Here is a 15,148-nt window from a genome sequence, read left to right on the forward strand (position 1 = left end):
GGGCCAGGCCCTATTCTTTTTTCTTCACCTCTTTCCAGACAGGGCCCTTGGCGGTATCGACCACTTCGATGCCCTTTTCCGCCAATTCCTGACGCACCCCGTCCGCCTTGGGCCAATCCTTTTGTTTCCTTGCCTCCTCCCGATCCCGGATCAGCCTGTCGATTTCCGGGGCAAGGGGACATTCTTCAAGCCGCATGATCCGGAGGACGGAATTAATCCGGCCCAGGGCCTCCAGGATATAGTCCTTTTGCTCGCGGTCAAGGAACCCCTGGCTCAGAATCGGGTTGGTCTTTTTGACAAAATCAAAAAGAGCGGCAAAGGCTTTGGAGACATTCAGGTCATCGTCCAAGGCCGAGAAAAACCGCCCTTCCATGTCGGAAAGATAGGCGGCGACCTCCGGGTGGGGCAAGCCGGGTGGCAGGCAAAGCAGCTTGCCGACAAAGCCGTCAAGGCGTTGCAGGTTTTTGCGGGCCGCGTCCAGACTGCGGAAGGAGAAATTGATCGGCTTCCGATAGTGGGTCCGGATCAGGAAATAGCGCATCTCCCTGCCGGTGTAGCCCTTGGCCAGGACATCCCGCAAGGTGATGATGTTCTGATGGTCCGCGGACATCTTCTTCCCGTCCACCAGCAGCAGTTCGCTGTGCAGCCAGAAATTCGCCAGGGGCTTGCCGGTGATCGCCTCGGCGATGGCGTTCTCGTTCTCGTGGTGCGGGAAGAGCAGATCGCGGCCGCTGGTATGGATATCCATGGTTTCCCCGAGCAGGTCCAAGGTCATGGCCGCGCATTCAATGTGCCAGCCGGGCCGCATGTTCCCCCACTCGGTGGCAAAAAAAATGCCGCTTTTCAGCTCACCTAAGGTCGACCGCTTGAGCAGGGTGAAATCAACCGGGTTTTCCTTTTCATAGTCGTCCAGGTCAACGGTTTTCCCGACCTGAATCTTGCTCAAATCCACACCGGAAAGCCTGCCATACTTGGCGAATTTCGAGATGTCAAAATAGATGGAGCCATGTTTTTCGTAGGCGTAGCCCTTATCTACCAGCTTCTTAGCCAGAGCGATCATGGCCGGGACATGCTCGGAGGCTCTGGGGTAGCCCGTGGCTTCCAGCACCTCCAGCGTAGCCAGATCCTGTTTGAACTCCCGGATATAGGTGTCGGTGAACCCGGCAAGGCTCTCTTTGCTTTTGCCTGCGCCCTGGATGGTGTTGTCGTCCAGGTCGGTGAAATTCATATAGAATTTTACCTGATAGCCGGCAAGTGCCAGTACCCGGTGAATGAGATCGGCAACCATAAAGCGGCGGCAATGGGCCAAGTGGGCCAGCTCGTGGGCGGTGGGGCCGCAGGCGTAGAATGTCACGGTGTCCGGCACCAGGGGCTTAAACACCTCTTTCTTGCGGGATAAGGTATTGAAAAAGCGCAGCTCCGCCTGCTGGGACTCCTCCGCTTCCTGCTTGGTGAAAAGTTCGGTGGACAGATACTTCTCGCCGCCATCGGGGAAGATGGCCACCAGCACGCCTTCCTTCATCTGGGAGGCGCGGGTAAGGGCTGCGGACATGGCAGCCCCGGAACTCATCCCGGCAAAAATCCCCTCTTTGCGAGCCAGGAGGCGGACCGAAGTGAAGGCCTCTTCATCCGGGATGTTGATGATCTGGAATGGGAGTTTTTTGTCAAAAATTCCGGGGGTGTAGGACTCCTTCATGTTCTTGAGCCCTTGCAGCTTGTGGCCGAGAAAGGGCTCCACCGCAGTGATGCGCACCTCGGGATGGTGCTCGCTGAAATACCGGCACAACCCCATGACCGTGCCGGAGGTCCCCAGGGTGGCGACGATATCCGTCACTCTGCCCCCGGTTTGTTCCCAAATCTCCGGCCCGGTTGTCTTGTAATGGGTCAGCCAGTTTGCCGCATTGTTGAACTGGTCGGTGAGGAAATAGCGATCCGGATACTGACGGGCCAGGGCATAGGCCTGTTCGATGGCCCCATCGGTGCCGCGCTTGCCGGGGGTGAGTAAGATCTCGGCGCCAAAGGCCTCCATGATCTTGCGCCGCTCGATACTCGCCGATTCCGGCATGATCAGCTGGCATTTATAGCCCTTGACCGCACAGACCATGGCCAAGCCGATGCCGGTGTTGCCGCTGGTGGCTTCCAGCACGATCTTGTCCGGGGTCAATTCGCCCTCGGCCTCGGCGGTTTCAATCATGTTCAGGGCAACCCGGTCCTTGACCGAGCCGCCGGGGTTGAAGGCCTCCAGCTTGGCGTAGATAGCCACCTTCTTCAGGGGATTCAGACGCTTGATCGGTACCAGCGGGGTATTGCCGATCTTGTCGAGGATGGAGTGTATTACCGGTTTGTCGGGCGTGGATGGCGTCATGGCGGGCTCAGCTTTTGGTGTCTACATCCCGGGAAACGGGAAAACAGCAGGATCAATTATCAACGATATCGGCAGAATACAACAGAACCGTCGGGCAAACCAGCCAAATTATTGTTCGCCAAGGGGTGGGTTGCAACGGAGAAAGCATAAAAAAAGGCAAGCCCCGGAAGGGGCCTGCCTTGAAGCAACGAAGTGCATAACAAAAAAGGGTGATTTTTTAAGCTTCCTTCTCCAGCTTGACGCTGATTGCCACCTTGTAGAGGATGGAGAGGATGAAGAAGCCTGTGGCCCAGATGGCTGCGGTGATGCCAAGCTCCTGGACGCTGGGGTAATACTCGGTTACCTGGTCCAGCATGTTCGGGACAAAGCCGCCGAGCACCAGGCCGAGGCCCTTGTCAATCCAGAAGGAAAGGAAGATGAGGAGGCAGGAAACCACCAGCAGCCCATCGGATTGCCTGGCCCGGGAGACAAAGATCAGGCCGATGCCGACCAATCCCATGATTACCGAGGCCCGCATGAAGGGTACCAGATTGTTGAATACCTCCTCACCATGACCAAGACCCCAGTAGAGGTAATCCAGGGTATGCATGTGGCCGGGAATCTGGCTGTAGTACGCAACAAAGAATTCGCAGCCCAGGAAGAAAAAGTTGAGTATGGCGGCATAGCCGATGATGGTCACCAGCTTGTCCTGTGCTTCCCGGCCCACGTCAAACTTGGTGGTCCGCTTGAGGATCATGGCGATGATCATCAGCAGGGCCGGCCCCGCAGCAAAGGCGGAGGAGAGAAAGCGGGGGGCCAGGATGGCGGTGAGCCAGAAATGACGGCCCGGCAGACCGCAGTACAGAAAGGCGGTGACGGTGTGGATGCTGATCGCCCAAGGGATGGAAAGGTAGATGAAGGGCTTGATCCACTTGGGATACTTGATCCCCTTGTACTCGGACTGCAAGACCACCCAGCCGCAGAGGACGTTGAGGACCAGGTAGCCGTTCAAGACGATCATATCCCAGAACAGCATGGAATGCGGGGTGGGGTGGAGCAGCACGTTCATGGCCCGCATGGGCTGGCCCAGGTCGGCAATGATGAACATCAGGCACATGGCGATGGCCGCAATGGCCATGAACTCGCCCAGGATGACGATACGACCGAACGCCTTGTAGTTATGGAGATAATACGGCAGCACCAGCATCAGGCCACCGGCGGCAACGCCGACCAGAAAGGTAAACTGGGAGATATATATCCCCCAGGTCACATCCCGACTCATGCCGGTTATCCCTAAGCCATAGTTAAACTGCTGCACGTAACAGAGGCCGCCTACACCCATTATGGAGAGCAGGAAGAGCATCCATACCCAGTACCCTGTGCTTCCTTTTAATGCTTTTTCAATCATGGTCTTTACCTCAAATAATATAGAAGAGGGATGGATGTGTCCCTGCAGAGGGTTTCCGCTGGATGGTGAAGGTTGTCTTCAGTACCTGGCTGATCTCGGAGTTGGGATCATTCAGGTCGCCGAAAACAAGGGCCTTGCTTTGGGCTGCCGCTTCCACACAGGCCGGAATCTGGCCGATGGCCAACCGCTCGGTGCAGAAATTGCATTTTTCCACCACCCCGCGCATCCGGGTGGGGAATTTGGGATTTTCCGCCTTGATAAACGGCTGCCCGTTTGCATCCTTGCCGCGCGGGTCGCGCCAGTTGAAGCTCCGGGCGCCGTAGGGACAGGCCGCCATGCAGAATCGGCAGCCGATGCAGCGGTGGTAGTCCATGCCGACAATGCCGTCCTTGCTCCTAAAGGTCGCTTGGGTGGGGCAGGCACGGACGCAAGGCGGGTTGTCGCAGTGGTTGCACAGGGTCAGGATCGGCAGGGAATTTAAGCCTTCCGGCTGCTTGTAGTGGCTGCTGTCATCCGGGAAAACATGCTGGAAGGAGTCCACCCAGATCCACTTGATCTCGTCCTTCTTGTTGCCGAAATCCGGCACATTGTGGATGGTGTGGCAGACAGAGACGCATTTGTCCGCCAGACCTGGATTTTCGGTGAATTTCTTGACATCAATGACCATGCCATAGCGTTTGCCGGTTTTTGCTGCGGCAGCACCGTGGCCACCAGCTGCAGCAGCAGCCTCGCCGTGTTCGGAGGCCAGAGCCTCGCCCTTGAGCAGGGTGTTAAAGGCCGAGGGTGCGGCAATGCCGGCAATGGCGGTGAGCCCGGCAATCTTCAAAAAATCTCTTCTCTTGCTATCCATGTTACATCGCCTCCTTCGGCTGGAGATGACAATCCCAACAATACGGTTTCACGGAGGTATAGTTGTGGCAGGTGTCACAGAATTTCTTCTTGTCGCTGTGACATTTCATGCAGCCATTCTGCAGGCTCCGCACATACTCGGTGCCGTTGGGGGTTTTCCCGACGCGGGCCCCGTCTTCGCGCAGGATGTCATCGCGCCACTGATTGAGCAGCACCATGTGCGAAGTCCGCATATACGCAGTCGGCGCAACACACTCCGTGTAATCCTTTGGTTTTTCAGGTTTAGGCAATTTACTGATATCCCCGGACTTATACCACATCGGGGATGTCATGACGCCCAAGAACAGTATCAACGCAGGTATGATTCTTCCTTTCCCGTACATGGCTATCAGCCCTCCATTCCTGCAAGTGGCTCAAAACGGAGACCCGTTTCACGCTCTTTTTCTCCCTCCATGACCAGAGCGTTGCCAACCAGCTCGGACACGCCGCAGACTTCCACGTCGGGATTCCAGTAGTTCATCAGACTCGTCAAGGTGGCGCGGTCGATGGCGCATACACAGGAAAGCATATTGACCGCATGCTTGTCGCGTACATGTTTGACCGCGTTGGCCCTTGGCAACCCTGCCCGCATTCTCAGTTCCATGATTTCATCGGTGTTCAAACCGGTGCCGCTACCGCAGCAGAAGGTTGACTCCCGGATGGTGTTTTCCGGCATCTCGTGGAAATTATTGACCACATTCTGCAAGACATACCGGGGTTCCTCGAGCAAGCCCATGGCGCGCGCCGGGTTGCAGGAGTCATGATAGGTGGCAATCCGGTGATCGTTGCGTTTCGGATCAAGCTTCAGCTTGCCGTGCTTGATCAGATCCGCAGTGAACTCACTGATATGGACCATCTTGGTGGAAGCCGCATTCTCGAACACCGTGCCCGTAATGGGTGACTTCGGCACTTCCAGGAAGTCGGCCGGGCCGTTCATGGTGTCCATATACTGATGGAGCACCCGCCACATGTGGCCGCATTCGCCGCCCAGGATCCACTTGACCCCCAACCGCTTGGCCTCGGCGTACATCTTGGCGTTGAGCTTCTTCATCATCTCGTTGTTGGTGAAGAGGCCGAAGTTGCCGCCCTCCGAGGCGTAGGTGCTGAAGGTGTAATCCAGGCCGATGTGCTCGAAAAGCAGGAGATAGCCCATGGCCGTGTAGATGCCGGGTTCAGCAAAGACATCCGCCGAAGGAGTGATGAACAGCACTTCCGCGCCCTTACGGTTAAAAGTCGGGTTGCAACGGATGCCGGTGATCTCTTCGATATCGTCGCAGAGATACTCGATGTTGTCTTTGAAGGTGTGGGGCTGGAGGCCCATGTGGTTGCCGGTGCGGTTCGAGTTGGCAGCCGGCTCCAGGATCCAGTTGATGTTGACCCCCACCAGATGGAGCAACTCACGGCCCATCATGGTGATCTCGGCGGTATCGATGCCGTAGGGGCAAAACACCGAACAGCGACGGCATTCGGTGCACTGGTAGAAGTACATGAACCATTCCTTCAGCACCCCGAAGGTCATCTCGCGACCCCCGGCCATTTTGCCCAGGAGCTTGCCGGCCAGGGTAAAGTCGTTCCGATATACGGAGCGCAGAAGCTCGGCCCGGAGAACCGGCATGTTCTTGGGATCGCCGGTGCCCAGGAAGAAGTGGCACTTGTCGGCGCAGGCGCCGCAACGCACGCAGCAGTCCATGAAGATCTTGAGGGAGCGGAACTTGTCCAGCCTTTCCTTGAGACCCTGAAGGATGATCTCCTTCCAGTTCTCAGGCAATTTCCAGTCGTCGCTCTCCGGGTCCCAGTTTCTGGGGTTGGGGAACTTGTGGTACTCGACAATTTCCTGTTTGGCCGGGTAGGCGTAATTGCCGGGCTTGAATTCCGCCGGCACGTCCCACCAGTCGTTTTTCGGAATAGCCCCGGTCATCATGGACGGGGCCTTCGCAACGCTTACACCGAGTTTATCTGCTTTCATGATTGCCATTGTTCTTATTCCTTCTCAACGGGTATTCCGCCTTCCTTCATGAACTCCCTGAACTCGTCCTCGTAGGCAGCGTAAGAATGCGGCTTGATGTTGGGATCATTCCACGGATTGATGTGCCGGACCATCCGGCTGTTGTTGATCATGTTCCGGGTAGGGCTCATGAAAACACCGGCCATATGCATCAGCTTGCTGAAGGGGATATAGATCAGCAGGGCGCAGACCAGGAAGACATGGATGAAGAAGATCGAGCCGATCTGCCCAGCGGCGATGGTCGGGGAAAAGGTGGCCAGGCCATGGGTCAACTGCTTGATCGCCACCACGTCGGCCCTGAAAACGTAGCGCATCAGGATGCCGGTGAAGGCGATGCCGAAGATCAGGAACAGGGGGAAGTAATCGCCGGGCAGCGAGATGTAACGGATGTTGGAAAGCATCACCCTGCGGAGGAACAAAAAGGCAATGGCGCCGAGAAAGATTGCGTCGGTCTGGTAGAAAACCGGCGCGCCGATCTGCAGGAAGCCATCGCCGAACTCAAGGGCCGCTACAAAGCCGGGGACCGGGTCCATGAACAGCCGCATATGCCGGAGAATAATAACCAAGAAACAGTAGTGGAACAGGATGGCGAACAGCCAGAGAAACTTGCTGGAGCCGTACACCAGCTTGGGCCCTTCGTGCATCTCCGCCTTGGTGTTGCGGAACAGGGAGCGGAACAGAAAGACCTCCAGAAACATCCTGGCGATTACCCCGAGTTTGGTGGAGGGGCAGTCGATCTTGTTCTGCTTGATCCAGGGCAGGGAGTTGGCCTGACCACAGGTGGTCGGAATCCGGAAGGGAACCGGAGATTTTGCCCAGTACAACACGCGGTAGGCAAACCCTCCCAAAAAGAGGGCAAAGGCAAGATAGGGCAAGATAATCCCCGTCAGCGCCTGCCCACCCGGCACCTGGGCGGCCACCAGGGCGACCGCGATAAGCGCCAACACTGCGATGAATGGACTCAGGATTCTCATTTACTGTTACCTCGCATCATGGTTACACGTTAATGGTTTTAAGCTCCGCCTTGGGGGCGGTATTTTCGTCCATCAGCTTCGAAGGGCAACCGCCGTCCGTGGTGATGTGGTTTCCGCTTTTGATCTCCGCGATCCGGGTCTGATAGAGCCTTTCCCGGCAGGCGGCATACAGGTCGAACAGGGTATAAGCCAGGATATCGGCCTTTTCCTCAAACGCCTGCCAGCCCTCGAGGTCCGCAACTTTTTCTTTTTGGCACACAGACTTGACCACTCTTTTCAGGGTGTAGGCCATGGAGACCGCCTCGGAGGGGGCAAAGGTCTGCACGGCTCGGATCTGGACCATCTGCTCCAAGGGGGCAACGATCTTTTCGGCTTCGTTTTTTTCAAAAAGCAGGCCGTACACTTCCCAGAGGCTGCTTTTCACGGCATAGCCCACCGGATTGGCAAACTGGTCCTTTACTTTTTTAAAAATCCGGGCGCCGTCCTCCGGATAGGTCGCCAGCACCTGATCGACCCAAGCATCCAAAATCTCGCCCTTATTTTCGATGAGCAGTTCTTGCAACAGCATGATTTCCCCTCTTGAAACCCCTGTTTTTTTAGGGGAAATACCTACATCCTGAATGGTCATTCAGAATATGAATGGCATTGGTAGCATGTTTCAACCCAGATTTCAATAAGAAAAATGTGCGGGGAAAGGGGCGGGTTACGAGATGGTGTCGAGGAGAATGCCGGCTTCCTGCTGGAGGTTCCTGAGGAGAGCCGGTAGGTCGTTCAGATCAATGACTGCGTCGCCGATAATGGAGCATTGCTCATTACCGCTGCAGTCATAGACATCAAGGGAATAGCCGTGTTCGTCTTTGATGAGGACAAGATGGATGAGGATTTTCCGATTTTTAAGATGGGTGTTGACCTGTTCCACCAACCGCCGCACCCCACTTTCTTCGGTGGAGGGAAAAAGGGCTTGCTCCTGCTGGCGGCGCTCCTCCCGGTTGCGCTGCCATTCCCGGGTGAAGGCGCCAACGCGCGCCACCGGACTGAGGCCGTCAATGGGGTCGACCTTTTTTTCCTTGCGATACGGATCGCTTCGTATCGTCGGTCGTGGAAATTTGATCTCTTCGGAAATAACCATTGTCTCCCCCTCTCTGCGGCAGCCTCCTTATCGTGCGTTATTGCTTCTCCTTGATATTCTGTCATAATACCCATCGACATTATTCTCAGAAAACTATAATTTTTTCGCTGTGCGCCTTAGATTTCCAGTTCCACCCCTTCCATGGCAAAAAAAATCTCCGTGGTGCCCTGCCCTGCCGGGGCGCAATATTTCTCCGCCAAGGCGTCGATCTGGTCATCGGTGCGCATGGGATCATGATGAAACAGGGCCAGGGATTTCACCCCTGCCTGCTTGGCTGCGGCAACGGCATGCTCAAAAGGGGAATGGCCCCAGCCCAGGAATCTGGCCGTGTATTCCTCCTGGGTGTACTGGGTGTCATGCACCAACAGGTCTGCTCCGGAAAAAAACTGCGCCAAAACGCCATTCTGTTCCTGGGCCACCAGCTCGCCCTCGGTGGCCATGCCTTCGTCATAGGAAGGGTCTTCCGGGTTGGTGCAGAAAACATTGTGGAACGGCTCGGTGTCATAGGCCGTGCAGATCGTCTTTCCTTGGTAGGCAAAGCGGTAGCCAAGGCAGAGGATGGGATGATTCAAGTATTTTGCCGTGACGGTGATGCCGTCGCCCAGATCGAACTCCCCTTCCTTGAGATCAAGATATTCAATCTTGGCGGCAAGCTCTGCCTGGCGAACCGGGAAATAACGGTAGGTCAGCTGGCCGCCCACGACCTTTTCCAGGGTGTCGCCCTCAAAACTGACCGGCCCATGGATGCGGATGGTGCTGCCCGGCACATAAATAGGAGTGAAGAAGGGAAAGCCCATGATGTGATCCCAGTGGGTATGGGTCAAAAAGATATCCGTGGTGATCGGGCCTTGCTTGAAATCATTGGCCATCATGAAATTACCCAGCTCCCGAATACCAGAGCCGGCATCAATGATGAGGAGACGATTGACTTCCGGAAAACGCAGCTCGATACAGGCGGTATTCCCGCCGTATTTCATGGTTTTTGGTCCGGGACAGGGGATGGAGCCCCTAACCCCCCAAAATTTGACTTTTATGCTCATGCTGTCTCCCTGGCGACCTGGAGAAAAACTTGGGCCTTTTCGATTTCCTGCTGCACAACTGGGTGCAGATTGGAAAGATCACGCCATTTCAGGCCGACCTCGGCGAGCAGCTCGTTGAGCCTGGACATCTCCGGATAGCGGTCTCCGGCGGAACCGACGTCAAAGAGGTTGGCGTAGGTGTTCGCCAGAGCCACCACCGCAACGAGCTGCCGGTTATTGGGGGAGGCGTTTTCCGGGGTGTGGTGGAAGCGGAGCATTTCGGTGAGCCCAAGGTTAAGCTGCCATTTGTCGGCGATCATCTTCCCTGCCCGGCTATGGTCAAAGCCCAGGAGCATCTCCTCGGCTCGCGGCAGTGGCCCCTGCTCAATGGCGGCCAACTCCAGGGTCTGCCGGTACTCCTCGGCGAAACAGTTGTTCAGCGGAATCTTCCCCAGGTCGTGGAGCAGTCCGGCGACAAAGAATTCCTCCTGCATCATGCCGGGAATTCCCTTGAGGCCGGCCAGGGCCTTGGCCATCACCCCCACACAGAGGGAGTGGGTCCAGAATGCATCCATGGACAGCGAGCGAAAGGAGTCTTCCTTGCCCATGCTGCCCAGGACCGCAGTACTCAGGGCCAGGTTTTTCACGGTGTTGATCCCGAGCATGATGATAGCCCGGGTGAGGGAATTGATCTGATTGGGTAGGGAATAATAGGCCGAGTTGATGAGCTTGAGCACCTGTCCGGTCAGAACCGGGTCCAGGGCGATGACCCGGTTCAGGTCGTTGGCCGAGGTGCTGGGGGTATTGCAGACCTCCAGAACCTTGGTCACCGTGGTGGACAGGCTCGGCATCCGCTCGATATATTTCTGGATCAGCGCGAAACGCTGTTCGGTGGTCAGGGGGGCCCCGGGCATCAGCAGAACCTATTGTTAAGTTTAGGAGCCGTTACGAACTAATACCTTCTTCTTTTGACCAGTTCGTTACGGCTCCTTATGCCGTTTGGGTTAGTCAAGACGAAGATATTACTTGTTACAACGGCTAGACCATAGTAGCTGAGGCTGATCACGTGGTCAAGGAGGGGTGGTCAACAATCGTGCTTTATCAGAAAATCGCGAACCATTTCGTTCATGATCTCAATTTGCGGCCTGCCGGTTTCATGGACAATGATCCAGACGCAGCGCTGAAAAGCCCGAAAAAGATCGCTGTCCACCTGGAGGGTCAAGCGTTCGGTTGCTCCGGCGGTGTCACCATCCAGGTCCATGGTCAGCATCCTTCCTGTCTGTTAAAGGCCACCGCCTCGGCATAGGTGACGCCGGTGCCGCCAAAGATATCCAGGGCACTGCCGATGGTGGCGTCCAACCGGTTTCGCCCCAATTCCTTGACCCGGTAGAGATCGGCAAGATTCTTCACCCCCCCCGCATAGGTGGTGGGGATGGGGCTGAAACGGCCCAGCAGCGCGGTGAGCTCTTCCTCGATTCCCGCGCATTTGCCCTCCACGTCAACGGCGTGGATCAAAAACTCGCAGCAGTGGTTGGCAAAATAGCCGAGGGACTCTTCGGAAACCGTCACCTTCGTGAATTTCTGCCACCGGTCGGTAACGATATAATAGGCGTCCCCTTTTTTCCGGCAGCTTAAGTCCAAGACCAGCCGCGCCTTGCCCACCGCCCGGACCAGCTCTTTCAGCCGGTCTTCATGCACCACCCCGTCCTTGAACACCGCCGAAGTGACAATCACCGCGCTGGCCCCCTGATCGAGCCACTGGGCAGCATTGTCCGCGGTAATGCCGCCGCCCAGCTGCAGCCCTCCGGGAAAGGCTTGCAAGGCTCCGGCGGCGGCTGCTTCGTTGCCCTGGCCCAACATGATCACATGGCCGCCGAACAGCCCGTCCCGCTTATACATGGCGGCATAATGGGCAGCTGGCTGGTCCGAGGCAAAGTTGGTGGTCAGACTCCCCTGCTGTGCATCGGAGAGGGTGGAGCCGACAATCTGCTTTACCCGGCCATGGTGGAGGTCAATGCACGGTCTGAATTTCATGGGCTATCATCTGTCCTGTGTCTTGGGGCAACTGACTGAATTTCTGGCAAGAGTAGCCCGTTCTCCGGGAAAAGGTCAATAAAAAAGGCGGACAGCTTGCGCCGTCCACCTTGTACAGATCCATCCTTTACTGCCCGCGATTACTTGCAATCTTCCCTGATCATGAAGGTCCGGGGATCAAGCTTGAGGAGCTTGCCGCATTTGCTCACCGCTGCGGAGCCCTTGATGATCTTCAGGTCAATGCAGTCGCTTTGCGGGACGGGCTGGAGGAGGACAACGGTGTTGAACAGATCTTCCATGCCGTTGCAGGGGGCAGGCACTGCGGTGTCCGCCCCATCGCTGCACACGGCGGAAAACCAGATCTGCAGGTCCATAGCCTTGGCCAGCTCCCGCATCCCTTCCAGCACCGCACGCTCGGTTTTGACAAAATCAAAGCCGTCAACCACCATGCAACTCGGCTTAATGACGTTCTGCTGCATAAGGTCATGCAGCCGCTCTTCCAATTTGGCCAGGCTGAACTTGGACTCGTTGAAGGTGATGATCATCCGGTTGCGCATGATCGTGTCGTGGATTTCCCCGGCATTCTCAAGCTTGCAGCCCTCGGCAATATCCTTGAACATGTCGTCGTACCAGAGCTTGGTCTTATCCAGGCTCTGGCCCACGCTGACATGGACAACCTGCTTGTCGTTCATCAGGCTGTCCAGGGCGATCTGCACCAACAGCGCGGTTTTGCCCACGCCGGGTCGTGCCATGACCAACCCCATCCGGCTGGATTCCTTGGCGTCGCTTTCCCCCTTGAGGTGGCGGATGGGATTCTTTTCAATCAGCTCTTGTTTCAGCATGGCGGGATCCTATTTTTGTAATTATTCAGCTTGACGCCGACATTGGACAAAAACCACGGAAGGTAACTGTTCAGCAGTGCCGTCGATGCGCGAAAGAGGTCGATTCGCCATACTCCAGTATGCGAATCGACCGATGACAAAGCAGATGCGGTGCTGCTGGGCAGTTACCTATTTTTTCTCTTTTTTCTGGGCCTTGGCGATCAACTCTTCGGCAACGCTCTTGGGCACCTGCCGGTAGGCGGCAAATTCCATGGTAAACTCTGCCTTGCCCTGGGTCAAGGAACGAAGATCGGTTGAATAGCCGAACATCTCGGAAAGCGGCACCTCGGCCTCGATGACCGTGTAGGCGTCTTCCTCGTTGGTGCCGATGATGATGCCGCGCCGCTGGTTCAGGCTGCCCATGATCGAGCCTTGGAACTCGGAGGGGCCCTCGGCCGCAACCTTCATGATCGGCTCCATGATCATCGGCTTGGCCTTGAGATATGCCTCCTTGAAGCCACCGATGGCAGCGAGCTGAAAGGCGATGTCCGAGGAGTCCACGGCATGGGAGGCACCGTCGTTGATGGCGCAACGCACCCCGGTGACATGGGCGCCGATGAGCACGCCCTTGTCCAGGCACTTCTGGAAACCCTTGTCGCAGGAGGGGATGTACTCCCGGGGCACCGAGCCGCCGACAATCTGGTCGACGAATTCATACTCGCCCTCTTCCAGGGGCTCGATGTAACCGGCAACCCGCCCGAACTGGCCGGAGCCGCCGGTCTGCTTCTTGTGGGTGTAGTTGAACTCGGCCCGCTGGGTGATGGTCTCGCGGTAGGCAACCTGGGGCGCACCCACGGTTACCTCGGCCTTGTATTCGCGTTTCATCCGCTCGACGTACACGTCAAGATGCAGCTCACCCATGCCGGAGATGATGGTCTCCATGGTCTCGGGGTCCACAAAGGTCTTGAAGGTGGGGTCTTCCTTGGTGAAACGGTTCAGGGCCTTGGACATGTTGTCCTGGGCCTTGTTGTCAATCGGGGTGATGGACAGCGAGATAACCGGCTCCGGCACATGCATGGAGGTCATGGAAAAATTGTAATCCGAACCGGCGGTGAAGGTGTCGCCGGAGGCACAATCAATGCCGAACAGGGCCACGATATCGCCGGCGCCTGCTTCGTCGATCTCTTCCATATCGTCGGAGTGCATCCGCACCAGACGGCCGACCTTGGCCTTCTTACCGGTCCGGACATTGACGATGGAATCGCCTTTCTTCAGGGTCCCCTGGTAGGTGCGGACATAGGTCAGCTGCCCGTACCGGCCATCCTCAAGCTTGAAGGCCAGGGCCAGCAAGGGGTCGCTCGATACGTTGCTCACCTTGACCTCGGCCTCGTCGTGGTCCAGATCCAGGGCGAAGTTTTCAACATCGGTCGGGCAGGGCAGATAGGAGACGACCGCGTCCAGCAGAAGCTGTACCCCTTTGTTCTTGTAGGCGGTGCCCATCATTACCGGGGTGAAGGCCAGGTCCAGCGTGCCCTTGCGGATCGCGGCCATGATCATTTCCTCGGTGGGCGTACCTTCCAGCACGGCCTCCATCAATTCATCGGAGAACATGGAAACCGCATCCAGCATCTCTTCCCGCTTGAGGTCGCATTCCTCTTTGTACTGGGCCGGGATCTCTTCTTCGCGGATCACGTCGCCGTTTTCCCCGTCAAAATAGATGGCCTTCATCCGGACCAGATCGATGAGCCCCTGCATGTCGCCCTCAAGGCCCATGGGTACCTGGATGGGCACGGCATTTAGGGCCAGCTTTTCGCGCAGCTGCTTGATGACCTTGTCCGGATTGGCGCCGGTACGGTCGCATTTATTGATAAAGGCCACGCGGGGAACCCGGTAACGGGTCATCTGCCGGTTCACCGTGATGGACTGAGACTGGACGCCGCCAACGGAACAGAGAATCAGCACCGCGCCGTCGAGCACGCGCAGGGCCCGCTCAACCTCAATGGTGAAATCCACATGCCCGGGGGTGTCGATGATGTTGATGGCATGGTCCTTCCAGTCGCAATAGGTCGCGGCGGAACAGATGGTGATGCCCCGTTCCCGCTCCAGCTCCATGGAGTCCATCTTGGCGCCGACGCCGTCCTTGCCGCGCACTTCATGGATGGCATGAATACGCTGGGTATAAAAAAGGATGCGCTCGGTCAGGGTGGTTTTTCCCGAATCGATATGGGCGCTGATTCCAATATTGCGGACCTTCGTAATGTCTCTCATGGTAAGTCTTCCACTCCATTCGTGCATGTGTGCGGTTACGGCTAGCGCCGGTCAAGGCACCATACCTTGGAAAACCGGCATTAAAAAACGGCCCTGGTCTGGGGCCGTATGGACAGTCTTTTTCAGAACAGGCACTTTTACTTCTAAGCCCTGCTGCTGTCAAGGGAAAAATTCGCGCATTCGCACGCAGTTACTTGTGGCGGCAAGGGGGAAATTGGGGGCGATAGGAGAAGGGAAGAAAAAGCAAGTCAGCCCGGG

The 15,148-nt window shown here is 56.7% G+C and carries 14 protein-coding genes; all 14 read right to left on the reverse strand.

Features of this window, described 5'->3' with window-relative positions; genetic code table 11:
• Nucleotides 1–10: 10 nt before the first annotated feature.
• Nucleotides 11–2,365, reverse strand: a complete 2,355-nt coding sequence (cysS, locus tag ACZ46D_RS10785; protein WP_464927439.1) for a cysteine--tRNA ligase — start codon at nucleotides 2,363–2,365, stop codon at nucleotides 11–13.
• A 217-nt stretch (nucleotides 2,366–2,582) separates the two neighbouring features.
• Nucleotides 2,583–3,752, reverse strand: a complete 1,170-nt coding sequence (dsrP, locus tag ACZ46D_RS10790) for a sulfate reduction electron transfer complex DsrMKJOP subunit DsrP (protein ID WP_464927440.1) — start codon at nucleotides 3,750–3,752, stop codon at nucleotides 2,583–2,585.
• A 10-nt stretch (nucleotides 3,753–3,762) separates the two neighbouring features.
• Entirely contained in the window at nucleotides 3,763–4,602 is an 840-nt protein-coding gene (gene dsrO, locus ACZ46D_RS10795) for a sulfate reduction electron transfer complex DsrMKJOP subunit DsrO (protein WP_464927441.1), read from the reverse strand.
• Between the two features lies 1 nt (nucleotide 4,603).
• A complete protein-coding gene (gene dsrJ, locus ACZ46D_RS10800; protein WP_464927442.1) occupies nucleotides 4,604–4,984 on the reverse strand; it encodes a sulfate reduction electron transfer complex DsrMKJOP subunit DsrJ in 381 nt (126 codons plus the stop codon).
• A 5-nt stretch (nucleotides 4,985–4,989) separates the two neighbouring features.
• Nucleotides 4,990–6,615, reverse strand: coding sequence for a sulfate reduction electron transfer complex DsrMKJOP subunit DsrK (gene dsrK, locus ACZ46D_RS10805; RefSeq protein ID WP_464927443.1), 1,626 nt, complete (start codon nucleotides 6,613–6,615; stop codon nucleotides 4,990–4,992).
• Nucleotides 6,616–6,620: 5 nt separating this feature from the next.
• Nucleotides 6,621–7,619, reverse strand: coding sequence for a sulfate reduction electron transfer complex DsrMKJOP subunit DsrM (dsrM, locus tag ACZ46D_RS10810; RefSeq protein ID WP_464927444.1), 999 nt, complete (start codon nucleotides 7,617–7,619; stop codon nucleotides 6,621–6,623).
• Between the two features lie 22 nt (nucleotides 7,620–7,641).
• Nucleotides 7,642–8,187, reverse strand: a complete 546-nt coding sequence (locus ACZ46D_RS10815; protein ID WP_464927445.1) for an RsbRD N-terminal domain-containing protein — start codon at nucleotides 8,185–8,187, stop codon at nucleotides 7,642–7,644.
• Between the two features lie 135 nt (nucleotides 8,188–8,322).
• Complete coding sequence (locus ACZ46D_RS10820) at nucleotides 8,323–8,748, reverse strand: hypothetical protein (RefSeq protein ID WP_464927446.1); 426 nt, start codon at nucleotides 8,746–8,748, stop codon at nucleotides 8,323–8,325.
• 116 nt (nucleotides 8,749–8,864) lie between these two features.
• Complete coding sequence (locus tag ACZ46D_RS10825) at nucleotides 8,865–9,788, reverse strand: MBL fold metallo-hydrolase (RefSeq protein ID WP_464927447.1); 924 nt, start codon at nucleotides 9,786–9,788, stop codon at nucleotides 8,865–8,867.
• Entirely contained in the window at nucleotides 9,785–10,681 is an 897-nt protein-coding gene (locus ACZ46D_RS10830) for an HDOD domain-containing protein (protein WP_464927448.1), read from the reverse strand. The genes ACZ46D_RS10825 and ACZ46D_RS10830 overlap by 4 nt, the downstream gene beginning before the upstream one ends.
• A 170-nt stretch (nucleotides 10,682–10,851) precedes the next feature.
• A complete protein-coding gene (locus tag ACZ46D_RS10835) occupies nucleotides 10,852–11,037 on the reverse strand; it encodes a hypothetical protein (RefSeq protein WP_464927449.1) in 186 nt (61 codons plus the stop codon).
• On the reverse strand, nucleotides 11,031–11,801 hold the full coding sequence (gene hisA / locus ACZ46D_RS10840) for a phosphoribosylformimino-5-aminoimidazole carboxamide ribotide isomerase (RefSeq protein WP_464927450.1): 771 nt from the start codon (nucleotides 11,799–11,801) through the stop codon (nucleotides 11,031–11,033). Before hisA ends, ACZ46D_RS10835 begins: the two co-directional genes overlap by 7 nt.
• A 140-nt stretch (nucleotides 11,802–11,941) precedes the next feature.
• On the reverse strand, nucleotides 11,942–12,643 hold the full coding sequence (locus ACZ46D_RS10845; RefSeq protein WP_464927451.1) for a hypothetical protein: 702 nt from the start codon (nucleotides 12,641–12,643) through the stop codon (nucleotides 11,942–11,944).
• Between the two features lie 168 nt (nucleotides 12,644–12,811).
• Nucleotides 12,812–14,890, reverse strand: coding sequence for an elongation factor G (gene fusA / locus ACZ46D_RS10850; RefSeq protein ID WP_464927452.1), 2,079 nt, complete (start codon nucleotides 14,888–14,890; stop codon nucleotides 12,812–12,814).
• Nucleotides 14,891–15,148 lie beyond the last annotated feature (258 nt).

This window comes from Thiovibrio sp. Mzg5 (assembly GCF_055379285.1).

Bases quoted from the DNA above. Each gene is read 5' to 3' on its own strand.
- cysS (WP_464927439.1), bottom strand. From the start codon at position 2,365: ATGACGCCATCCACGCCCGACAAACCGGTAATACACTCCATCCTCGAC.
- dsrP (WP_464927440.1), bottom strand. From the start codon at position 3,752: ATGATTGAAAAAGCATTAAAAGGAAGCACAGGGTACTGGGTATGGATG.
- dsrO (WP_464927441.1), bottom strand. From the start codon at position 4,602: ATGGATAGCAAGAGAAGAGATTTTTTGAAGATTGCCGGGCTCACCGCC.
- dsrJ (WP_464927442.1), bottom strand. From the start codon at position 4,984: ATGTACGGGAAAGGAAGAATCATACCTGCGTTGATACTGTTCTTGGGC.
- dsrK (WP_464927443.1), bottom strand. From the start codon at position 6,615: ATGGCAATCATGAAAGCAGATAAACTCGGTGTAAGCGTTGCGAAGGCC.
- dsrM (WP_464927444.1), bottom strand. From the start codon at position 7,619: ATGAGAATCCTGAGTCCATTCATCGCAGTGTTGGCGCTTATCGCGGTC.
- ACZ46D_RS10815 (WP_464927445.1), bottom strand. From the start codon at position 8,187: ATGCTGTTGCAAGAACTGCTCATCGAAAATAAGGGCGAGATTTTGGAT.
- ACZ46D_RS10820 (WP_464927446.1), bottom strand. From the start codon at position 8,748: ATGGTTATTTCCGAAGAGATCAAATTTCCACGACCGACGATACGAAGC.
- ACZ46D_RS10825 (WP_464927447.1), bottom strand. From the start codon at position 9,788: ATGAGCATAAAAGTCAAATTTTGGGGGGTTAGGGGCTCCATCCCCTGT.
- ACZ46D_RS10830 (WP_464927448.1), bottom strand. From the start codon at position 10,681: ATGCCCGGGGCCCCCCTGACCACCGAACAGCGTTTCGCGCTGATCCAG.
- ACZ46D_RS10835 (WP_464927449.1), bottom strand. From the start codon at position 11,037: ATGCTGACCATGGACCTGGATGGTGACACCGCCGGAGCAACCGAACGC.
- hisA (WP_464927450.1), bottom strand. From the start codon at position 11,801: ATGAAATTCAGACCGTGCATTGACCTCCACCATGGCCGGGTAAAGCAG.
- ACZ46D_RS10845 (WP_464927451.1), bottom strand. From the start codon at position 12,643: ATGCTGAAACAAGAGCTGATTGAAAAGAATCCCATCCGCCACCTCAAG.
- fusA (WP_464927452.1), bottom strand. From the start codon at position 14,890: ATGAGAGACATTACGAAGGTCCGCAATATTGGAATCAGCGCCCATATC.